This window comes from Pseudomonadota bacterium (assembly GCA_039028935.1).
GTDB lineage: Bacteria > Pseudomonadota > Gammaproteobacteria > Steroidobacterales > SZUA-146 > SZUA-146.
In genome coordinates, this window is the sequence record JBCCHD010000008.1 from 100656 (window position 1) to 122147 (window position 21492).

The following is a 21492-nucleotide window of genomic DNA, read 5'->3' on the forward strand; positions in this document are numbered from 1 at the left end:
TCGTGTCACGGCGACCGACAAAAAACCCGCCTTATCGGCGGGTTTTTTTTGTCTGCATCAAACGCGTCGATCGCCATTAAGGCCTCAACGAAGCGCGTTTAGCGATAGTCGTAGGTGAAGCTCTCGGTGTCCAGTATCTTGCCGGTCGCGTCGATCGTCTCGACGCGCCATTCGCCATTGAGTCCGGGGGTGATGTCCTTGTTTGAATAGGTGCGCCAACGCCAGCTCTTTTTGACTTTGAGTTCGACAATGTCCTGTATTTCGCCGTTCAGCAGCCAGCGGTGTACGACCACCCCATCGGAAAACTCGCGCAGCTCGGTAAAGTAAAAGACACGCGTAAAGCCGCTGTTTTTGTAGGTGATTTCCGGACCCAACGTGTCGACCGGTTCGAGATCCTGTACACCGGTGGTCAATCGCGAGCGCGAAACGCGCCCGCCATATGCGGTGGCTGTGGTGTTCGCCAACGCCAGGGGCGGCGGCGAGTCACGACCTGTCGTCGACGTGCTGGCGGGTGCACGGCTCGACGTTGTGTTTGACGTGGGCCGATCGTTTGAGACGGGCGAGCGGTCGTCGCTCGCTGGCCGTGTCGAGGAACTGGGTGCAGTCGGTGTCGTCACCGCCGGCGCCGGCGATGCTGTATCAGGGCGAGTCGGCGTCTGCGTCGAGGTCGTGCCGGGGGGCGTTCCAGGGTTCGACAGTTCCGCTGCCGGAGCGCGGTCCTCGGCGGTGTTGATCGCAAAGGGCAGGTCGGGGCGCGGCGCATCCTGAGCGGATGTTGTCGACGGGCGCGATTGGTACCAATCGAGACCAAGTTTGGCGGCGCCAGCCAATATTGCGAGCGCCACAACGGCCGCGATGGCCCGCAGCCACAATTGAAAATTGATCGGTTTTTTTTCTTTGCGCGCGCGATAGTGGCCGCCGCTCAAAACGGCTGGCCGTTGACCAAATTCATTGGGCGCCACAGTCGGTTCATCCATGCGCTGCATGGATTCGCGCGCCTTATTGAGGGCGGTCCGTGCGTCGTCGAAGCTCATTTCGGGAAATACGCCGAGCGTCTTGCGTCGGTGTCGTCCTTGAAAGTCGTAGATGAAGGCCCACGTTTTGATGCCGTTGGGCAGTACGCTGATCACGAAATCCGGTGCGAGCGTGATATCGTACCGCTGACTCTCTGGTTCGAGATCGCGGATGTAATCGTCGCTGAGCGTATCGAGAGTCTCATCACTGTAAGACGCCTCGTCCGCCGCTCGATCTTCGTTTGCGTCTTCTTCGGTGGTGTCGGTCATGCAGACTCCGGTTGCAGCGCGTGCAGCGTGTTGAGAACCGCTCTGGCGACTGACTGTTTAGGCAATCGTCACCGAGATCGTGTAGGCGCCGTTTTTTGCCGGTGTGCGACAAGCCCCGGCGCATGCCGGCGGGTCGGTCCTCAACCTGCTGCGCCAGAGTATAGCGCGAAACACGGTGTGCTGTGACGATAGGCGGTGGAACGGAGAGAATCGGAATGTCAGACCTTGAGCGCGCTCTAGAGCGACTGTCGCTACCCGACGAATTGCGTGACGTCACGCATCGGGCGCTTGATGCGTTTATCAGGGAATGCCCTGTGCAGGCCAAGAGACTGGCCGCTCGTGGCCTTGAAATGTCGTTTCTGCGCACGCTTGCGACTAGCGACTACTTTGTATCCATTCTCACGCGCCAAATTGGTGCGGCTTCCGAGCCCGGTGCGAACGCGACCGGCGAGCGGCTTATTGACCGTTTGCTCGCTGATACGGCATTTGACGCACCGGGCGTGTTGTCTGTCGGTGCGCCCGAGGATGCGCCACTCGATACACAACGCACCGCATTGCGGCAGCAAAGGCATCTCAACCTCGCCCGCATTCTCTGGCGAGCGAACGGCGAGGTGGATGCGCTTGAAACAACCCTCGACGCCTTATCAGCGCTTGCCGATCATCAGATTCGCCAAGCCGTCACACTCAGCCATACGCAGGTGGTCGAACGTACAGGTGAACCGAACGCCGACCGGCTGTGTGTGCTGGCGATGGGTAAGTTGGGGGGTGGAGAGCTCAATGTGTCGTCCGACATCGATCTGATTTTAACCCACGCCGAGGCGGGCGAAACGGACGGCAAACGATCGGTGACACACACAGAGTTTTTTGCACGGCAGGCCAAGGTATTTGCCGATCTTCTGGCGACTCCGACGGCGGAGGGTTTCTGCTATCGACTCGATACGCGGTTGCGTCCTTTCGGCGCGAGCGGGCAACCGGTGGTCAATCTCGCCGCGCTTGAACATTATTTGGCGACCCACGGACGTGAGTGGGAGCGCTACGCCTATATTAAGCAGCGCACGCTCACGGGCGGGGAGTCACACGTCCGCGAACTCAATGCGCTTGTTCAGTCGTTCGTCTATCGCAAATACATGGACTATGGCGTCTACGACGATTTGCGTGCGATGAAAGCACTGATCGACGAAGAGGTGACACGCAGCGACTTACAATCGGACATCAAACGTGGGCCAGGCGGTATTCGCTCACTCGAGTTTATGGTTCAAACTCTGCAGCTGGTCTTTGGTGGAAAGTTTCCTGCATTGCAGACGCCTTCGTTCTTCATTGCTCTCAAGCGCCTCGCCGAGCTTGATTACCTGCCCGAGGCGATGGCGCAGGCGATGATCGCGGACTATCGGTTTTTACGCCGCGTTGAAAACGGTATTCAGGGAATCCGTGATCAGCAGACGCATGTGCTGCCGACGGCAGCGGTGGATCAGCAGCGCTTAGCGTTACTGCTAAATACCGGCTCCTACGCGCAGCTTGAAGAAGCGCTTCATGCGGTTCGCACGCGCGTACAAGCGCTGTTTGACGACATGAGCCTGCTATCTAAAGACGCCCGTTCGTCGAGTATGACCACCACGCAAACGTTTGATGAGGTGGACAACAATGAGGCCCTTCGTTCGTTGCAGTCGTTGCGCACGCTACGGGGGCGGTTAGAAAAAACCGGACAGGCACGGTTCGATCAGTTGATGCCCTGCATTGTTGAACGTCTGCAAAGCGCCGACGACGCCGAGTACATCGCCCCCCGACTGACGCGCTTGCTGACGGGTATCGGTCGGCGGAGCGCTTACTTTTCGCTGCTGCTTGAGAACCCCGCCGTGTTGGAACGGGTGATTTCAATTTGTCGTCGTAGTCCGGATCTGGCCGACCAGCTTGCGATCAGTCCAGTGCTGCTCGACACACTGGTCGATCCACGCGGAAGCAGCGCACAGCTTGATCGTGATGGCCTTGAGGCGCGCTTGCAACAACAACTCGCTGGTGTCGACCACAATGACGAGGAGGCGGCACTGATCGCGTTACGGGAATTTCGCAAAGCCGCGGTGTTTGACGTCGCGGTGGCGGACCTTGAAAAACAAATGCCGCTAATGAAAATCTCCGATCGTCTCACCGACATCGCCGAGCTCACGCTTGAACAAGCGTTGAGCTTGGCCACTGATCATGTGCAAGCACGCTATGGTGTACCTCGCAGCGATGGGGGCCAGGGTGCGGTCGCCGCCTTTGCCATTATTGGTTACGGTAAGCTGGGCGGTATTGAGCTTGGGTTTGGGTCCGACCTCGATCTGGTGTTCTTGTTTGACGATGACGGCAACGGTCAGACCGACGGTGAAAAGTCGGTCGACAATAGCGTCTATTTTGCCAAACTGTCTCGTCGGTTGATCCATGTGCTTACCGTGCCGACGCGAGCTGGCACGTTGTATGAGGTGGACATGCGACTCCGGCCGAGCGGTCGCTCCGGACTATTGGTGAGTCGCCTATCGGCGTTCGCCGACTATCAGCAAAAGCAGGCGTGGACGTGGGAGCATCAGGCCATGATCCGTGCTCGAGCAGTGGCGGGCGATGCGACACTCAAACAGGCATTCGAAGGCTTTCGTCTCGCGTTTTTGTCGCAGCAACGGCCGATCGACACTCTTCGCCGCGACGTGCGCAGCATGCGCATACGCATGAAAAAGGAGCTCGATAAAAGCACGGCCAGCCACTTTGATCTCAAGCAGGGCGATGGAGGCATCGTGGATCTTGAGTTTCTCGTTCAGTTCTTGGTGCTTGCGCATGCCGCACAGTTGCCCGATCTGGCCGTGTTTAGCGATAACGTGCGGCAGTTGGAAGCCATCGAGCGCGCGGGTGTGCTTGATGTAGACGTGGCGCGGGCGCTGCGGGCTGCGTATTTGACCATGCGGCGACACTCGCATACTCAGGCGCTCGCCGGTGGATCCGTGCTCATCGATCAGAGTGCCATTCGCGAGGAGCGCGCCCTGGTCACGGCTCAGTTCAACGCTCAGGCGCTGGCGCCTGAATCGTCGCCTGATATACTTTCTTAACCCGGCTCCACTTTTTAAAAGGCCTGACCGTGACTAATTCTCAAACCACCCACAGCGGCAAACCGACTCAGCCCAACACTCATAACGCTTACACCGTGACCATCGATGATTTGCCACTGCATTGCCCGTTGCCGGGCACGAGTCTGTGGAATTCCCATCCGCGTGTCTATTTGCCCATTGAAAAGACGGGCACCGCCAAATGTCCGTATTGTGGGGCGGTGTATACGCTGAGCCGGTAGGTCGAGACTGATTCGTAATGAGTAATCCAAACAGACGAGTGACGCTGTGATCATCGTAACCGGCGGTGCCGGTTTTATCGGCAGCAATATCGTTGCGTATCTCAACGCCCACACCAGCGAAGACGTAATGGTGGTGGACGATCTTACCGATGGGACCAAATTTCGGAATTTGATTGACGCCGATCTTGTGGATTATCTCGACAAGGACGATTTTCTGGGCCGCGTAAAACGGAACGAATCGTTTGGCCAGGTGCGCGCCATTATCCATCAGGGTGCGTGCTCGGCGACGACCGAGTGGGATGGCAAGTACATGATGGACGTGAACTATCATTATTCGTGTGCCTTATTGGACTATTGCGAGCGGCACCAAATACCGCTGATCTATGCGTCTTCGGCCGCGGTTTACGGCGGTAGCGATACATTTGCAGAACGCGTCGAGTTTGAACGGCCGTTAAATGTTTATGGATATTCCAAGCTACTCTTTGATCAACGCGTCCGGCGCCGGCTGGTTCAATCCAAGGCTCAGGTAGTGGGACTGCGATACTTCAACGTCTATGGGCCGCATGAGCAGCATAAAGGGTCAATGGCGAGCGTGGCCTATCACTTTTCCAACCAGATCCAAGACGGCGGTGTGTGTCGTCTGTTTGAGGGGCATGACGGGTACCGCTCCGGCGAGCAGCGTCGTGATTTTGTGTTCGTTGACGATGTGTGCCGAGTGGTTGGCTGGTTGCTCAATACGCCTTCCGTGTCGGGCGTTTTTAATGTCGGCACCGGGCGCAGTCAGACGTTTAATGACGTGGCGCAGGCGGTGATCGGTTGGCATGGCGGCGGCCAAATTCAGTACATTCCGTTTCCTGACCATCTCGACGGCCGCTATCAGAGCTTCACCCAAGCCGACCTGACCCAATTGCGTGCCGCGGGTTACGACGGTGAGTTCGCGGATGTGGCGACGGGCACGCACGCCTACTTGGATCGGATGCTGGGAGGACGGTGACCGAACCACGCGTACTCATCGTGGGACCGGCCTGGGTTGGGGATATGGTCATGGCCCACGCTCTGGTGCAAACGGTGGCCCGTAAACAGCCGGGAGCATCAATCGATATTGTCGCGCCCGCTTGGTCCGAACCGCTGATTGAACGGATGCCGGGCGTGCGGCGGGCCATTCCGCTACCGCTTGGGCACGGTCAATTTGGCTGGTCGGTACGCAAACAATTGGGTCGCGCTTTGCGGGTCGAACGCTACAGCCAAGCGATCATAATCCCACGTTCTTTCAAGGCCGCGCTTGTACCGTTTTTTGCTGGCATTCCGATGCGCACCGGGTACAAAGGTGAAGGTCGCTACGGTTTGCTTAACGACATTCGGCCGCTCGACAAAAGCGTGCTGGACGGCACGGCCAAGCGCTATGTAGCGCTGGGTCACGACCGCACAGCGGTTCAACCACAGCCGGTGCCGACGCCGGTATTGACCGCCTACCAGGACAGCAATGTACTCGATCGTTTGGGTTTGGCCCGCGCGAAGACCGTGGCGTTGATGCCCGGCGCGGAATACGGCCCGGCGAAGCAATGGCCTGTGGTTCATTTTCGGGCGCTGGCAGAGCGTCTGGCCGCCAACGATTTTCAAGTCATTGTGGTCGGTTCGAGCAAAGAACAAGCGTTGGGAGAACGGATCGTGAGCGGACTGCCAAAGACCGTTCATAATGTGTGTGGTCAAACCTCGCTTGTCGAGGCCATCGACCTCTTGTCTAGCGCGGATGTGGCGGTGAGCAATGATTCGGGGCTGATGCATGTAGCGGCAGCCGTTGGGTGCTCGGTGGTCGGCTTGTATGGTTCCTCCTCGCCCGTGTTCACGCCACCGCTCACCGAGAATAAACAAATCGTGAGCCAAAACCTGTCGTGCAGCCCCTGTTTCAAGCGAGTCTGCCCGCTTGGGCACACGCGCTGCCTCAACGATATGACGCCCGACGAGGTGTTTACGGCGGTGTCGACGCTTCGTACACATTAAGCCGTGGCGACTGAGCGCGCGATGGGAGGCGCTTTGCACCGACGGGCTGCGGCGAATCGACGCGGGGAGATGTCATGGGTGATTTCCGCACGGGCGGCGTGTTACGCATCGGTGTTGAGCGCACGCGCAAGCGCCTCGGTGACGTCGGTCAGTTGAATCAGGTGCATGGCATCGGGATGACGAACCCGTTGCCCCCAACGAACCTCGTCGACGCCTTTCCCCAAAAATCGATTCACGGCATCTGGGTAGCGATCGGCGGCTAGTGCCTGATAGCGCCAAGGGCCCGTGCGAAGTCGATTCGATGTCGCGAACAAACCGACAACCGGCGTGCCCACACCATTGGCCATGTGGGCCGGACCCGAATCTGGGCATACCACCACGCGCGCACGGGCGATTAGGGCGAGCAACTGCGGCAAGGAGGTTTGACCAATCAGGTTAGTGCAGGGCACTGATTCACCGATCGCCTGGCCGTATTCGTGCTCTCGGCTCGTATCGCCGCCGGTCAACATGACCGAGAGACCGAATGTATCCATAGCGTGCTGTGCGAGTGCCACATAGTTGTCGACGGACCAATTACGAAAATTTCGTCGTCGATCACTACTGCATGGGCTGATGATCAAAGTGGGTGAAACGATGTGTCGCGCGGCAAAGGCGTCGGCGTCGGCGTCGATCGGAAGATCCCAGCAGGGCGGCGCCGGCGTTGCGCCAAGGTGCATCGCGAACTGCAAGAACCCATCCACCACATGACTGCGCGGGCGCGGTGCGATGCGCTCGGTGCAGAACCAGCGCTGGAAATCTCGCGCCCTGGCTCGGTCGAAGCCCACCTTTCGAGTCGCTCGGATATAGCGGCTCAACAAGTTTGCTCGCATTGACGCGTGCATGTGTAACAGCACATCGAAGTGCCTGGCACGCAACGACGCCTTGAGCGCTTGTTGCGACTGGCTGTCGCCACTTTTATCAACAATGATAAACTCAACGCCGGGAAACGCGCCGAGTAAGCGATGCTCCGTTGCGCCGATGATCCAAGTGATCGTGGCGTCGGGAAAGGTGCTCTGCAGTTGTCGGACGGTGGGCACCACGTTACAGGTGTCGCCAATGGCCGAAAGCCTGAGCACGCAGATTGATTGCGGCGAAGTGGGATTCACGCGTTTCCCGTCAGGGTTTGTCTATGCGATTGGGATCGTAGCCGATGGCTGAAAGTAGCGCAAAGCAAAATGAAGCGCGCGATGGCGTGCACCGTTGGCAAAGCGGACCGCGCGTCGTGTTGTATGTAAAGGCACTGGCGGCGATTGAGCCGGAGCAGCTATTTGATCCGGATGCGTGGCCGCACATCGAACGCGTCGGCACGGGTCGTGGGGCCAACTGGTTCATCGGAAACGGGCAGGATGAGTGTGTGCTGCGGCACTTTCAGCGAGGCGGGGCCCTTGCGCGCGTGCTCGGCGACAAGTACTGGTTTCGTGGGGAGCAAGCGGTGCGCAGTATGGCCGAGTTTCGTTTACTGCGCGTAATACATGAAAAGGGACTGCCTGTTCCCGAGCCGTTGGCGGCCGGTTTTCACCGACATGGGCGTTGGTATACCGCGCAGCTGATTACCCGACGCATTCCCGATGCCCGCGCCTGGTCCGAACTGGTAACGCGTGAATCCGGCGACGCGACGTCGGATAAGCGGTGGGCTGAAATCGGCGCGACGATTGCCCGATTGCATGGCGCGGGAGTTGATCATGTGGATCTCAACGCACACAACATTCTTGTTGATGCTCGCGACGCGGTGTTTATTATTGATTTCGATAAATGCGTTGAGCGACCGCCCGAGCGAGATTGGCAGCAGGCCAATATCGCTCGTTTGAAGCGCTCTCTACTGAAAATTTTGCCTGACAGCAAGGTGCTGACACGCGGTTGGCCACATTTGCTCGCCGCGTACGAGCGTTCGTTGCTCGGTTCGCGTTGAATCATGGCGTGGGCCGACGAGGTCAGTCGTAAAAGCCAGGCTGATCTTTGAAGCGACGATGCATCCACAAATATTGTTCGGGGGCTTCGAGCACATGTGCTTCAAATACTTGATTGATGCGCGTGGCGTTAGCGAGAGAGTTATCGCCTGGGAAATCGTCAAGCGCTGGAAAGAGCATGATGCGATAGCCACTGCCATCGGCTTTACGTACCGGTAAAAAGGGTACAACCTGAGCGCCGGTATTCCGCGTAAGACGCTCGGTGCCGGTGTTGGTGGGCGCCGGATGACCGAAGAACGGCGCCAGTACGTGGCCTTTTCGCACATAGGCCTGATCGGGCATATACAGGACGGTGCGTCCTTCTTTGAGGCTGCGCAGCATCTGTCGGAAGTCGCCGCGCTTGATCACCCTTCGCGCCCAGCGCTCACGTTTGCGCCGCATGACTTCCTCAAAAAGCGGGTTTTCGAACTTTCGGTACATCGCATCAAACTCGGCGTGTCGCGTGAGCAAGACACCGCCAATTTCAATCGTCGTGAAGTGACCGGCCAAGAGCACGACGCCGCAGCCTCGAGCCTGCGCCGCTTGTAGATGCTCCAGGCCCACCAATTCGGTGAGTTCGCGCAGTCGTTTTTCGGAACCCCACCAGGCCAATGAAATTTCCATCAGTGCCGTGCCGATAGATTGCAGGTGTTCTTTGACGAGACGCGCTTGCTCCTGCTCGGATAAATCGGCAAAACACTTGGCGATGTTGCGTTCGGCGATACGACGCCGTTTGGGAATGGCGTAGTACGCCAGCCTGCCCAGCAGGCGCCCGATCAGCATGAGGCCACGATACGGCAACCAGCTGCTCAGACGCATGAAGCCGAGACCGAGCCAGACCGGCCAGTAGCGGGGTCCCAGAAAGCGGGTGAGGGGTACGTTGGGTGTAGGCGTAGTGTCGGACACAGCCGAAGTGTACCCGGCGGCGCGCACGGGTTGTAGCGTGAAGACGGGGTATACGTTCCAATTGTAGGTATACTGCACGCGTTATTTACCTACCGGAAGGAGCCATGACGCTCACTGTTCCCGATTTTTCCGCAAGCCGCGTGCTGGTCGCTGGCGATGTCATGTTGGATCGCTATTGGCTTGGTCCGACCTCGCGCATATCCCCTGAAGCGCCGGTGCCGGTCGTCAACATTGAAGGCCATGAGGATCGCGCAGGCGGCGCGGCCAATGTGGCCACCAATTTGCGCGCGCTCGACGCAGTCTGCGCGGTCAGTGGTGTGATCGGTAATGACGAGGAGGGGCACGTGCTCGAGCGCTTGCTGAGCGATGCGGGTGTGACGAGCTTGCTCGAACACGGTGCGCCGCGCACCATCACAAAACTGCGCGTGTTGAGCCGCAACCAGCAACTGATTCGGCTTGATCGCGAAGATCGGGCGGATGCGGTCGACGCGATCTCGATCGACGCGTTTAAGGCCGGGCTGGCCGCAGCAAATGTGGTGGTGTTATCGGACTACGCCAAAGGCGCGTTGCGCGATCCGCTGACGTTGATCGAGCAGGCGCGAGCGGCAGGAAAACCGGTGCTCGTTGATCCAAAAGGGGCGCAGTTTGAGAAGTACAGTGGCGCCACACTGCTGACGCCAAACCTCAGCGAATTTGAAGCGGTGGTGGGCCAATGTCATTCGGATGATGAGTTGGTTCAAAAGGGTCGCGAGCTGTGCCGCCGCCTCTCTGTTCAGGCGATGCTGGTCACGCGCTCGGCTCAAGGCATGACGCTCATCGAAGCGGACAAGAGCACGCACTTTGCGGCCGCGGCACGTGAGGTTTACGACGTGACGGGTGCGGGCGACACAGTCATCGCGACGCTTGCCGCCGCGCTTGGCGCGGGTGCGACCCTGGAGCAAAGCGTGGCGCTGGCAAATCTTGCTGCCAGTATCGTCGTGGGCAAGCTCGGAGTCGCCACGGTGTCGCGTTCCGAATTACGTCAGGCCCTCCATCGACGGGGTACCGGCGGTCGCAGCACACTCACACCAACCCAGTTAGAACAGGCGGTAAACGAGGCGCGTGCGCGCGGAGAAAGGCTGGTATTTACCAACGGCTGTTTCGATTTACTGCATGCCGGTCACGTGGCCTATCTGGAAGAGGCCAAAGCGTTGGGCCATCGGCTTATTGTGGCGGTAAACGACGACGATTCGGTGCGTCGCCTGAAGGGGGAGGGCCGCCCGGTCAATTCACTTGAAGATCGCATGGCCGTATTGAGCGGATTGGCCTCCGTCGATTGGGTAACGTCATTTGGAGACGACACACCCTTAGCGCTGATCGAAACACTCAGTCCCGATGTGTTGGTCAAGGGTGGTGACTACGAGGCAGACGCCATTGTCGGTGCTGATTGGGTCCGACAGAGCGGTGGCGACGTCAAGGTATTGACCTTCAAGGCCGGTCGCTCAACCACCGAACTCATCGCGGCTATTCAGCGAATGCGATGACCCGATTTTTATACATTACACTGTCGTATTTACTCGCGCCGGTTGTTCTGCTGTTTTTGGTCTGGCGGGGCTTTCGCAATCGAGCCTATTGGGATCGCTTGCCGGAACGCTTCGGGTTTGGCCTGCCGAATTACAACCGGGAGTGCATTTGGGTGCACGCCGTGTCGGTCGGCGAGGTGCAGGCGTGTAAGGAGCTAGTCGAGCGGTTACTTCGGCAGAACCCCGATCTGCCGCTGCTGATTACCACGATGACGCCGACCGGCAGTGCTCGCGTGAACGCCATATTTGGTGAACGTGTGCGCCATCACTATGCGCCTTACGACTTACCCGGTTCGGTGTCACGATTCTTTGCCCGAGTGAAACCGCGCATCATGATTGTGGTGGAAACCGAACTTTGGCCAACGCTGTATCACGAGTGTGGTCGACGGGACGTGCCGCTGATTTTGGCCAGTGCACGTATTTCACCACCGTCGGTCAAGAAGTACCGGCGTTTCATCGGCTTATTCAAAGAAGCGCTTTCTCACGGGATTGTGATTGCAGCACAAAGCGAGGCCGACGCCGAGCGTTTTCGCGATTTGGGCGCCAACCCAGAGCGCACCCATACAACGGGCAACATTAAATTTGATTTTGAACTCAGCGAATCGGTGCGCCGGAACGGCAAGGTGGCGCGCGCGCTGCATGCGCCAAATCGACCTGTCGTGTTGGCGGCGAGCACCCACGACGGCGAGGAGCCCATGGTGCTCGACGCCATGGATGATGTGTGGCAACGCTACCCTGAAACGCTGCTAATTTTGGCCCCGCGGCACCCCGAGCGTCTCGCCTACGTAGAAGGACTGATGGAAGGACACGGATTGCGTTTCGTCACTCGCACCAGCGGTTCGGCCGCTACTGACGCGACGGCTATTTTGCTTCTGGACACGCTGGGAGAGTTGCGCGACTACTACGCGGCGTGCGATGTCGCGTTTGTGGGTGGCAGTCTGGTGCCGGTGGGCGGCCACAACTTATTGGAGCCTGCGGTGCTGGGCAAGCCGGTAATTACCGGCCCGCATCTATACAACACCGAGGATATTGCTTCGAAGTTTCTGGCTGCTGGCGCCATGAACACCGTCAGTGATGCGGCCGGTCTGGGCGCCGAAATGGTTCGTTTGCTCGGCGATCCAGACGCTCGTTTGCGACAGGGCGAGGCGGGCAAAAAAGTGGTGGAAGAGAATCGCGGCGCGCTCGATCGCTTGTTACGCCTTATTGAACCGCTGCTGATCGAGCATCGGTAACCCACACACCCGTGGTCGCTTAAGAGCTCGCCAGTAAGTCGGTGCATCGATTGGTGACGTGTATTGGCCTAAAAAAAACGCCGATACGAATGATCGGCGTTTGGTTTGGAGTGGTTGTCGATGTTATTCACTGCGACTGGTTTCAAGCCAATCACTGATTTGCTGCAGATCGGCCCCGGACAGTGTTCCCGCCGCCCGCTTAAGGTTGATCAGGTTCACCAGGTAGTCGTAGCGTGACTGGTAGAAGTTGACCTGGGCACGCAGTAGATCGCGTCGGGAGTTGAGAACGTCGACACTGGTGCGCGTGCCGACATCGAATCCGGCCTCGGTGGCCGATAATGCAGTCTCGCTAGATTTCACCGCCTCTTTGAGCGCTTTGACTCGTGAAATCTCGGCGAGCACGCTCAGATACGCGTCGCGTGTCTGTCGTTCTGTCTCGCGCGCTATGCGTTCCAATCGCTGCTGAGCCGCTTCTTTGTTGTAGACCGCCTGGCGTACCCGCGACGACACCGCGCCACCGCTGTAGATTGGTACGTTGAACTGAAGTGAGATGGTGTCGCTGTTGCTGTCCTGATCGTTGCTACCGGGTGTGCTCACGCCCATTACGGTGTTGAGGGAGTTACCGTCTGAGTCAAACTCACCGTGTGTGAGCACCAGATCCAACGTGGGGTAATGCCCTGTGCGCTGGGAGCGCACATCGTCGTTGGCAATCTGTACCGCAATGCGACTGGCCTCAAGATTGAGATTTTGCGCCATGGCTTTCTCTACCCAGGCGTCTTCATTGGCGGGGTCGGGATTCATCAGGGGCAGGTCCTCACCGGGGGCCACCAGATCGTCGACGCGCTGGCCAATAATTTCGCGCAGGCTCTCAATGGCGATGGCGAGCTGACGTTTCGAGGCGATTTCGGCCGCAACGGACTGATCGTACGCCGCACGAGACTCGAGTACGTCGGTAATCGCGATCAGCCCGACTTCGAAACGGGTCTCGTTTTGTTCAAGCTGGCGCTTAATGGCCTCTTTGTTCAGCGTTTCGGCGTCCAAACTATCGCGCGCGGCTAACGCCGAAAAGTAACTGCTCGTGACCCGAACAGCCAGATCCTGTTCGGCCGCCGCAAATGTGGCCTCCGCCTGTGCGACGCTCTTATCGGCGCGCTTCAACGCGATCCAACGGTCCCAGCGGAACAAGGGCTGCTGCAGTCGAAGTTGATACGCCAACGAGGTGGTGTCGCTGTCGCTGTTGGTTTCAACGGTCGTGCCGAGGCTCGGGGAGAAATTGGAAAAGACCCCGTCGGAGGACTGATCGTCATAGTTGCCGCCAAGGTTGATAAGCGGCAACAATCCGGCCCTGGCCTGCGGTTTCGTCTCGAGCGTCGCCAATCGGTTGGCCGCGGCCTCCTTCAGCAGGGGGTCGCTGGCCGTGGCCATCTCGTAGACCTCCATGAGGTTCTCCGCCGTTGCAGGCATTGATGTTAAGCCACTGATAAATATTGTGAAAAGTATAAAATTTGCACGTTTCATAACGAGTTCCGTGTGAAGTTCCAGCGTCTCTGCCAGGTGTTATAGTTCACTATATCACTATATCGCCTAAGCGTAAACCACCGCGGCCACCACGCCGCGATCAGTATGTTGGTATGGATGAGTCAACCTGCTCAGACCAGGCTTGAATGCCGCCTTCGAGGTTAACGACGTCGCTAAAGCCTTGTTGTTCAAGGTAGTGAACAACCCGGGCGCTGCGCACACCGCCGTGGCACATCACTATGAGTTCACGACCGCGCAATTGGTCGCGCAAAGATTCGACCCTGTCGGGGATGGTGGCCATGGGCATGTCGATTGTCTGATCGAGACGCGCAAGATCGAGCTCCCAGGGTTCACGCACATCTAAGATGACGACCGGTTCATCGGATTTAAGTTGCCGCGCAACGGCGGCGGCTGAGCGTTGCTGCATATTAAAAGTCGAATTCGTCGGGTTCATGAAGGCCCGCGAGGCGGGGCAAAGTGGTTTCAAACAGATTGCGTGTGAGCGTTTGACTGGCATCGACTCGGGTAGCGAGCTGCGCGGTCATGACAGGCGCATCACCCACCACTACAAACAGACGTCCACCGGGATTGAGTAGGTCCAGATAGCCCGGATCGAGTTCGGGCAATGAGCCGGTAAAAACCACCACGTCGTAGCGGCGCTCGCCATCGGGGGCAAAATTGCTGCGCTGTTCAAAGGACACATTCTTGAGCGCCAGATCCTCGCAGCGCTGCGAGGCTTGAGCAATAAAGTCGCCCAGCGTATCGAGGCTAACCACCCGTTTTGCCAGGTGCGCCAAGCAGGCGGTGAGGTAGCCACTGCCGGTGCCAATTTCAAGGACTGTGTCGGTCGGCTGCACGTCCAGACTCTGGAGAATGCGGCCCGCGACTGACGGAGACAGCATGTCTCGATTGTGGCCCAGAGGGATGCGATGCTCGGCAAACGCCACTGACTGGTACGCCAACGGCACGAAGCGATTGCGGGGAATCTCGGTCATTGCACGCAGTACGCGTGGATCGAGGACGTCCCAGGCGCGAATTTGCTGCTTGACCATTTGATTCAATGAAAACTCGACATTCATGATGGCCCTTTGCACTCGTCAGTAGTGGATTGATGTGGCTTAAAAAAGGTGTGTTGGATGGTTGAAGATTATGGTTAAACCGACTGCACTTCACCACCCCTTAGTATATCCTTGAGCCACGCATGAGTCTGCATTGGGGCTCTATTTTTATCGCGCAATACGGGGACACGACGCACACCTAAGCGTCGGTCGCTGGGGGATTTATTTGATGAGTGCTAATCCGGCAGAGATGGCGAGCGCCTCCGAGCGCCTGGGCGAGGAAGCGACGCGTCCGCATCCCAACTCCCGCAAACTTTATGTGAAAGGCAGCCGCGATGATATTCGCGTTGGTATGCGCGAAATTAGTGTCGAACGCACGCCGACGCTGTTCGGTGGCGAAGAAAATCCACCGATTACCGTTTACGACACATCGGGACCGTATACCGACCCCAATGCGGACATTGATTTGTTAGCCGGATTGCCGGCGCTGCGCCTTCCCTGGATAGAGGAGCGTGGCGATACTGAGTTGCTCGCGAGGGGTTCCTCGTCGTACTCAGCGACGCGCCTAGCCGACAGCAAACTCGACAACGTACGATTTCCCGTCGCGTCGCGTATCCGTCGAGCGCGTCAAGGCGCGAATGTCACGCAAATGCACTATGCGAGACGCGGCATTGTCACGCCGGAAATGGAGTACGTCGCGATTCGCGAGAATCGCCGTTTTGAGGAAATGCGTGACGCGTACGAAAAGGGTGGATTGCTCAGACGTCACCCAGGTCAGAGCTTTGGCGCGAATCTTCCGGAAATCGTGACGCCTGAGTTTGTGCGTAGCGAGATTGCGGCAGGGCGCGCAATTATCCCAAATAATATTAACCATCCTGAATCCGAGCCCATGATTATTGGGCGCAACTTCCGCGTGAAGATCAATGCGAACATTGGCAATTCGGCGGTCACCTCGTCAATTGCCGAAGAGGTTGAAAAATTGGTCTGGTCCCTGCGTTTTGGCGGCGACACCATTATGGATTTGTCGACCGGCAAAAATATTCATGAAACGCGTGAGTGGCTGTTGCGTAACTCGCCGGTACCGATCGGTACTGTGCCAATCTATCAGGCGCTTGAAAAAGTAAACGGTAAAGCCGAGCAGCTGACGTGGGAGATATTCCGCGACACGCTAATCGAGCAGGCTGAGCAGGGGGTGGATTACTTTACGATTCATGCCGGCGTGCGCCTACAGTACGTGCCGCTTACTGCTAATCGCGTGACCGGCATTGTGTCGCGTGGTGGCTCGATTATGGCCAAGTGGTGCCTCGCTCATCATCAAGAGAGTTTCTTGTACACGCGTTTTGATGAAATTTGCGAGATCATGAAAGCCTATGACGTTGCGTTTTCGCTCGGAGACGGTCTGCGTCCTGGCTCGATTGCCGACGCCAACGATGCGGCGCAGTTCGGTGAGTTGGAAACATTGGGCGAGCTTACGAAACTTGCCTGGGAGCACGATGTGCAGGTCATGATCGAAGGGCCGGGTCACGTGCCGATGCAGCTTATCAAAGAAAATATGGAGAAAGAGCTCAAGGAGTGCTACGAGGCACCGTTTTACACACTTGGGCCACTCACAACCGATATTGCTCCGGGCTATGACCACATCACGTCGGCCATTGGCGCCGCGCAAATTGGGTGGTACGGCACGGCAATGCTGTGCTATGTCACTCCTAAAGAACATTTGGGTCTGCCCGATCGCGATGATGTGCGGGAGGGTCTGGTCACGTATCGACTGGCGGCGCATGCCGCCGACCTGGCGAAAGGTCTACCGGTTGCACAGGTGCGCGATAACGCGCTGTCCAAAGCGCGCTTCGAGTTTCGCTGGGATGATCAATTCAATTTGAGTCTCGATCCGGAAAAGGCCAAAAGCTTTCACGATGAGACGCTACCCAAAGAAGCGCACAAAGTGGCCCACTTCTGCTCGATGTGTGGCCCAAATTTTTGCTCAATGAAAATAACACAAGACGTGCGGGATTATGCTGCCAAGCAAGGCCTCGGAAATGTAAATGAGGCCATCACCAAAGGTATGGAAGAAAAAGCGAAGGAATTCGTGAAGCAGGGCGGTGAGGTTTACAGTAAAGCGTAAGAGAAAGCGTGCGCGCAGCAAACCCGCTTGCTGCGTCGCTTTTGTCTGCGCGTAGGACGACATTTTGATTTTGCGTCGGCGACTAACGTCAAGAATAAAAGATCTACACGCCGAAATTGCACAAATAGCTGAGCAGCGCCAATTTCATCGGCGTGTAAAAGTCTCGGGTGCGGATGAGCTGGGTGAGCTTGAAGAAACGGTCAACTCGATTATCGACGTGTTCGATGATCGCGGTGGGCAGTTAACCGAGCGCGAAAGCCTGTTCAGAAATCTTGCCGAGAGCGTGCAAGAGTCGATCATTGTTCATCGCGGCGAGGTGATTTATGCCAACCCAAAGTCGGCATCGCTTCGGGGTGTGCGTCAGCGCGACCTGCCGGGCACATCCGTTCTTGAGCTGATTCATCCCGCGCACCGTACGCAGGCCGCCCAGCTTTTTACGCAGCGGTTGGCGGGCAATAATGCCCCAGACCGTTACGAAATGCGCATGCTGAATCGTGATGGCAGTGGCTTTTGGGTGGAAGTGTCGGACACCATTATTGATTATGAAGGTGAGCCGGCAATTTTATCGGCCATGTTTGATATCACTCATCGGCGCGAAGAGGAGCAGCTCATGCAGGCTGCCCGGGATCGAGCGGAAGTAACACTTGCCTCGATCACCGACGGCGTGCTCACCACTGATCTGGAAGGATTGATCGACTACGTTAACGATGCGGCGGTGGCGATGATCGGATTGCCGCGTAGTGACATCATTGGCCGACCACTGACCGCCAGCGTCAATCTTGTGGACGAGACGGACCGCAAGCCGTTCGCGGATCCGGTGGATACCGCGCTGCGTGAGGGGCGCAAAATCAACCTTGGCCGCAAAGCCATGATGCTGTCGGCCGATGGTGCCGAGCACTTTGTCGAAGTGACAGTCAATCCGCTTACGCTCGGTGAAGATCAAGACCCGGCCAGTACCCATGTCAACGCGCAAGCGGGTTGCGTTGTGGTGTTGCATGATGTCACCGAACTACGTGGTCTGGCGAAGCAGATGTCATACCAAGCCAGTCATGATGCCCTCACAGGTTTGACTAATCGACGCGAGTTTGAACGCCGCGTTGGAGAGCTCGTGGACGCCAGTCATGAGGACAACACCACGCACATAATTTGCTACATGGACCTTGACCGATTTAAGGCGGTCAATGACACGAGTGGCCATGCTGCGGGCGATAACATGTTGCGCCAGGTGGCGAAGATTATTCGTGAGCAGGTGCGCGATTCCGATATGGTGGCGCGTCTGGGCGGTGACGAGTTCGGCATGTTACTGGTGGGCTGCCCGCTTGAGAAAGCGCGTCAAATTGCCGACGACGTGTGTGCAGCGGTGCGCGACTATCGTTTTTTCTGGCGTGATCAGGTGTTCAGCGTAGGGGTCAGCATTGGCCTTGTTGAGATCGGCCATGAAAGCGGGACGATAGAAGATGTGATTGCCGCCGCCGACTCGGCTTGCTATGTCGCCAAACAACAGGGGCGGTCGCAGGTGCATGTGTACTCAGCGAAGGACGAGGCTGTGGCGCGGCACAAAGGCGAAATCGCTTGGTTGCAGCAACTGCAGCATGCGCTCAAGGATGATGGCTTTATCATTTATGCGCAGCCTATCGTCGCAATGGATTTACGTCGTCAGGGTGGTCTGGGCATCGAGATTCTGTTGCGTATGCGGAATCATCGCGGGCAACTTGTTGCGCCCAGTGAGTTTTTGGAGGCGGCGCACCGCTATAACCTAATGCCGGCGATCGACCGCTGGGTTGTACTCAATACCTTGACGGCGTTGGGCAGTGAAGGATTGCCGCTGGAGAGCGGCAGTCGGTGCACCATTAATTTATCGGGGCAAACACTCAGCGACAATCAGTTTTTAGAGTTTGTTGTTGAATGCATGGACGAATGCGGCGTGCTGCCGGAAATGCTGTGTTTTGAAGTGAAAGAAAGTTCGGTCATTACCAATATGAGCCAGGCACAGCGCTTTATCGCGGTGCTTCATAGCATGGGTTGTCAATTTGCGCTGGACAATTTTGGTACGGGCCTGGGGTCGTTTGCCAACCTCAAAAACCTCAAGATGGACTACCTCAAGATTGATGGCGAGTTCAGTCGCAATATCGCCCACGATAAGATTAATCAGGCGATGGTCACTGCGATTGTTAAGTTGGCGCGCAGTCTCGACATTCAGGTCATTGCTGAAAAAGTCGATTCCAAAGATTCGCTCGACACATTGCGCTATATCGGCGTGGATTTTGCTCAGGGCTACTATATGGGTGAGCCCGCGCCCATTTGACGTTTTGATTGATTTTACCTGGCTTGGTGCGCAATCGACCGCTCGTGCCGCGTGCATTTGTTGTTCACACCGGTTACTTTGTGCACCTGAAACACAGGAGAGCAATCGATGGACAAACAGGAAATCGTCAAAGACTGGTTGCCACGCTACACCGGTATGCCGCTAGAAGCGTTTGGTGATTACGTTCTGCTCACCAATTTTGATAGCTATATCCGTCAGTTTGCCGATCGATTTCAATGCCGTCTCTACGGCGAAGATCGGCCGATGAAGGCCGCCACCAACGACGACGGTGTCACGATCGTCAACTTTGGTATCGGCTCTGCGAATGCCGCGACGATAATGGATCTTCTCAGCGCGCGGGATACCAAAGGCGTTCTGTTCCTCGGTAAGTGCGGTGGATTGAAAAAATCGACGGAAATCGGCAATTTTATACTGCCGATAGCGGCCATTCGTGGAGAAGGCACAAGCGATGATTATTTTCCGCGTGAAGTGCCCGCATTGCCATCGTTTAAACTGCACAAGTTTGTGTCAGAAAAACTCAATGAGCAGAATATTGAATATCGTACCGGGGTGATTTATACGACCAATCGTCGCGTTTGGGAGCATGACCAGGTCTTTCTGAATAAACTCAAACGCATGACGGCAATCGGCATCGATATGGAAACCGCGACCATTTTTATCGTTGGCCACCACAACGAAATCGCGCGTGGCGCGCTGTTGCTGGTGTCCGATGTGCCCACCACGCCGGAGGGGATTAAAACCGAGGAGCGCGATAAGAAAGTCACCGCCAATTTCGCAAATATGCACCTTGACCTAGGCATTGCCGCGATGACTGAAGTGGGTAATCGCGGCGAGAAGATCAAACATTTCAGCTACTGATTGACCGCGCACGCCGAACCATATAGCGCACCTCGTCACCCATCCCATCATTGCCGGGGTAGTGCGCAAACGTAAATCCCAATCGTTGATACAAAGCGATAGCACGGTGGTTATCGTCAAGAACAAACAGCGACTGCTCAGAAAGCCCTAAGCGTTGATGTCCGTCGTGCACGAGCCGCTCAATGAGCTGCTGCCCGAGCCGTTCACCGCGTCGGTTAGGGCAAATCACCAGGCGCCCCAAATGGCAGCGATTCAATCGGTCGTAGTATTGACCAAAACCCAAGACTTCCTGGTCATCGACCAAAAAATAACTGGCCAACACGCCAATTTGCGCATCCTCTTCCATCGATGTTCGCGACATGGGTATCCGCATGACCGGACCGCCCCAACGCCGTACGGCAGCGTCGTTGTCGAACCAACCGAAGAGTGTATCGAGACGTTCTGGGTTGGGTTCGACAAGACGCATGCGGCTTCCAGTGTGGTCGATAACAATAGGCCCACCTCCGCGCCAATCGGCGCACTGTCCGGCACGCGGAACACCCACAGCCGGCACGACCGGATTGTCAGCGTGCCGTGTTAGCTTAAGGCCCACGGCGCCGCCTCGCTGTCGTTTTGGCTGGATCGGGTGACACGCGCGGCAAAACAACCGGGTGCGGCATTGTGCAGATGAATATAGCGTACCCTCTCTTCCCCCAAAAGCGCTTCCAACACAGGCGGCAATGTCTCCCCTGGACACAGTTCCGCGCGACACAAATGGCCGTTTTGATCGAAGGCGCGCGATGCAATCATGCGCGAAGCAATTGACTTCGGCACCACGCCGGGTGCCGGCGTCGCTTGGCGCGCATCAAGGTCGATGTAGACGGCGTGGCGAGCGCGATACGGTGATCGGTGCGGGTGATGCTCGTAATTAATGAGCAGTAATCGGGTGCCGACCTTCGCGTCGGCGAGGCTGACCCGGCAAGGAAAGCCCGGCCGTTCATCAGCGACCACCCAAGACGCATGGTGTTGTGCGAGCTCCCGCTGAGTCATATGTCTAAACCGTTGAAATGGCTCGGGATTGAGAGCGTGGATCTGAAAGGTCATCGGGCTTCTCCGGGCGGGTGATGTACGGCAGAGTGCGGCAAAAGCCGGCGCCAGGCGACCCGAATGCTGATCGAAAACGACGCCGTTGACAGGATCTGGTCACCAACCCTTCATTTTCAGCGTGATTGCAGTAGAATGGCGCCGCGATCTGGGCTTGATTAGGGACCTTCCGTGCCTTGGCCGCTCGCTGCTGCGCGCCCATTCAGGGGCCGACGGCAATCTGATTTTCTAATGACAATGACGGGTGA

Annotated in this window: 18 protein-coding genes; 10 read left to right on the forward strand and 8 right to left on the reverse strand. The window is 57.3% G+C overall.

What is annotated here, in order from left to right; all coding sequences use genetic code 11:
- Positions 1-98 precede the first annotated feature (98 nt).
- Positions 99-1283: a DUF2914 domain-containing protein gene (locus AAF465_06010; protein ID MEM7082270.1), complete on the reverse strand. Its 1185-nt coding sequence runs from the start codon at positions 1281-1283 to the stop codon at positions 99-101.
- A 215-nt stretch (positions 1284-1498) separates the two neighbouring features.
- Between AAF465_06010 and glnE the strand changes: the two genes are divergently transcribed.
- The 4 genes from glnE (at position 1499) to waaF (ending at position 6594) form a co-directional block, all read left to right on the forward strand.
- The gene (gene glnE, locus AAF465_06015) at positions 1499-4354 is read left to right on the forward strand and encodes a bifunctional [glutamate--ammonia ligase]-adenylyl-L-tyrosine phosphorylase/[glutamate--ammonia-ligase] adenylyltransferase (GenBank protein ID MEM7082271.1); all 2856 of its coding nucleotides are present in this window, start codon (positions 1499-1501) and stop codon (positions 4352-4354) included.
- Between the two features lie 95 nt (positions 4355-4449).
- Positions 4450-4593, forward strand: a complete 144-nt coding sequence (locus tag AAF465_06020; protein ID MEM7082272.1) for a zinc-finger domain-containing protein — start codon at positions 4450-4452, stop codon at positions 4591-4593.
- A 46-nt stretch (positions 4594-4639) separates the two neighbouring features.
- On the forward strand, positions 4640-5587 hold the full coding sequence (gene rfaD / locus AAF465_06025; GenBank protein MEM7082273.1) for an ADP-glyceromanno-heptose 6-epimerase: 948 nt from the start codon (positions 4640-4642) through the stop codon (positions 5585-5587).
- Positions 5584-6594, forward strand: coding sequence for a lipopolysaccharide heptosyltransferase II (waaF, locus tag AAF465_06030; GenBank protein MEM7082274.1), 1011 nt, complete (start codon positions 5584-5586; stop codon positions 6592-6594). Before rfaD ends, waaF begins: the two co-directional genes overlap by 4 nt.
- 101 nt (positions 6595-6695) lie before the next feature.
- Here waaF and AAF465_06035 read toward each other — a convergent pair whose 3' ends face one another.
- The gene (locus tag AAF465_06035) at positions 6696-7739 is read right to left on the reverse strand and encodes a glycosyltransferase family 9 protein (protein ID MEM7082275.1); all 1044 of its coding nucleotides are present in this window, start codon (positions 7737-7739) and stop codon (positions 6696-6698) included.
- Positions 7740-7783: 44 nt separating this feature from the next.
- On the opposite strand from AAF465_06035, the gene AAF465_06040 reads away from it, so the two are divergent.
- Positions 7784-8542: a 3-deoxy-D-manno-octulosonic acid kinase gene (locus tag AAF465_06040; GenBank protein ID MEM7082276.1), complete on the forward strand. Its 759-nt coding sequence runs from the start codon at positions 7784-7786 to the stop codon at positions 8540-8542.
- Between the two features lie 22 nt (positions 8543-8564).
- On the opposite strand, the gene lpxL is transcribed toward AAF465_06040, so the two are convergent.
- Positions 8565-9563 carry an LpxL/LpxP family Kdo(2)-lipid IV(A) lauroyl/palmitoleoyl acyltransferase gene (gene lpxL, locus AAF465_06045; protein ID MEM7082277.1) on the reverse strand — a complete coding sequence of 333 codons (999 nt, stop codon included), beginning with the start codon at positions 9561-9563 and terminating at the stop codon, positions 8565-8567.
- A gap of 26 nt (positions 9564-9589) precedes the next feature.
- On the opposite strand from lpxL, the gene hldE reads away from it, so the two are divergent.
- Together hldE and waaA are read left to right on the forward strand one after the other, a co-directional pair.
- Entirely contained in the window at positions 9590-11008 is a 1419-nt protein-coding gene (gene hldE / locus AAF465_06050; GenBank protein ID MEM7082278.1) for a bifunctional D-glycero-beta-D-manno-heptose-7-phosphate kinase/D-glycero-beta-D-manno-heptose 1-phosphate adenylyltransferase HldE, read from the forward strand.
- Positions 11005-12279, forward strand: a complete 1275-nt coding sequence (waaA, locus tag AAF465_06055) for a lipid IV(A) 3-deoxy-D-manno-octulosonic acid transferase (protein MEM7082279.1) — start codon at positions 11005-11007, stop codon at positions 12277-12279. The genes hldE and waaA overlap by 4 nt, the downstream gene beginning before the upstream one ends.
- A 123-nt stretch (positions 12280-12402) precedes the next feature.
- Here waaA and AAF465_06060 read toward each other — a convergent pair whose 3' ends face one another.
- From AAF465_06060 to AAF465_06070, 3 genes are all read right to left on the reverse strand, one after another.
- Positions 12403-13743 carry a TolC family outer membrane protein gene (locus AAF465_06060; protein MEM7082280.1) on the reverse strand — a complete coding sequence of 447 codons (1341 nt, stop codon included), beginning with the start codon at positions 13741-13743 and terminating at the stop codon, positions 12403-12405.
- Between the two features lie 154 nt (positions 13744-13897).
- On the reverse strand, positions 13898-14224 hold the full coding sequence (locus tag AAF465_06065) for a rhodanese-like domain-containing protein (protein MEM7082281.1): 327 nt from the start codon (positions 14222-14224) through the stop codon (positions 13898-13900).
- Between the two features lies 1 nt (position 14225).
- On the reverse strand, positions 14226-14876 hold the full coding sequence (locus AAF465_06070; protein ID MEM7082282.1) for a protein-L-isoaspartate O-methyltransferase: 651 nt from the start codon (positions 14874-14876) through the stop codon (positions 14226-14228).
- A gap of 208 nt (positions 14877-15084) precedes the next feature.
- On the opposite strand from AAF465_06070, the gene thiC reads away from it, so the two are divergent.
- The 3 genes from thiC (at position 15085) to AAF465_06085 (ending at position 20161) form a co-directional block, all read left to right on the forward strand.
- Positions 15085-16977, forward strand: coding sequence for a phosphomethylpyrimidine synthase ThiC (thiC, locus tag AAF465_06075; protein MEM7082283.1), 1893 nt, complete (start codon positions 15085-15087; stop codon positions 16975-16977).
- A 70-nt stretch (positions 16978-17047) separates the two neighbouring features.
- Complete coding sequence (locus AAF465_06080) at positions 17048-19282, forward strand: EAL domain-containing protein (protein MEM7082284.1); 2235 nt, start codon at positions 17048-17050, stop codon at positions 19280-19282.
- Positions 19283-19390: 108 nt separating this feature from the next.
- The gene (locus tag AAF465_06085) at positions 19391-20161 is read left to right on the forward strand and encodes an AMP nucleosidase (GenBank protein MEM7082285.1); all 771 of its coding nucleotides are present in this window, start codon (positions 19391-19393) and stop codon (positions 20159-20161) included.
- Here AAF465_06085 and AAF465_06090 read toward each other — a convergent pair.
- Together AAF465_06090 and AAF465_06095 are read right to left on the reverse strand one after the other, a co-directional pair.
- A complete protein-coding gene (locus AAF465_06090) occupies positions 20151-20627 on the reverse strand; it encodes a GNAT family N-acetyltransferase (GenBank protein MEM7082286.1) in 477 nt (158 codons plus the stop codon). The genes AAF465_06085 and AAF465_06090 overlap by 11 nt on opposite strands.
- A gap of 110 nt (positions 20628-20737) precedes the next feature.
- On the reverse strand, positions 20738-21244 hold the full coding sequence (locus AAF465_06095; GenBank protein MEM7082287.1) for a DUF1203 domain-containing protein: 507 nt from the start codon (positions 21242-21244) through the stop codon (positions 20738-20740).
- Positions 21245-21492: the final 248 nt, after the last annotated feature.